Source organism: Streptomyces sp. SID11385, assembly GCF_010548245.1.
GTDB lineage: Bacteria > Actinomycetota > Actinomycetes > Streptomycetales > Streptomycetaceae > Streptomyces.
Genome location: NZ_JAAGLR010000094.1, coordinates 1 through 382 on the forward strand (window position 1 = coordinate 1; position 382 = coordinate 382).

A 382-nucleotide genomic window follows, 5' to 3' on the forward strand; every position below is an offset into this window, starting at 1 on the left:
ACGGCGGGCCCGCGCTCGCCGGGCAGCGGCCCGTTCTCGTACCAGCCCGCGACGTCGTGCGCGACGAGCGGCGGCACCTCCACGGTCCGGTCGGGCGCGAGGCCGAGCGGCGTGAGCGAGGTGTCGACACCGGCCGCGGGGACGAGGAGGCGGGTCGGGCGGGCGGTCGACGCGCTCGGTCCGGCCGCGGCCTCGCTCGTACGCGACGGGCTGGGCGACGCGGTCGTACGTGCCGTACCGGGTGCGGCGCCCGCGTCGCCCGTACGCGCGGGGCCGGGCCCGCAGCCGGTGCCGAGAAGCGACACCAGCGCGAGCCCGGCCACGAGCAACCCGGAGCCGCGCCTCACGCCCCCGCGCCCTGACGGCGGCGGCGCAGCACCAC

1 pseudogene is annotated in these 382 nt (G+C 80.6%); it reads right to left on the minus strand.

Annotation, left to right across the window (positions count from 1 at the left end):
- A pseudogene (locus G3I42_RS03270) lies at window positions 1-329 on the minus strand (class F sortase); the annotation flags it as partial.
- Window positions 330-382 lie beyond the last annotated feature (53 nt).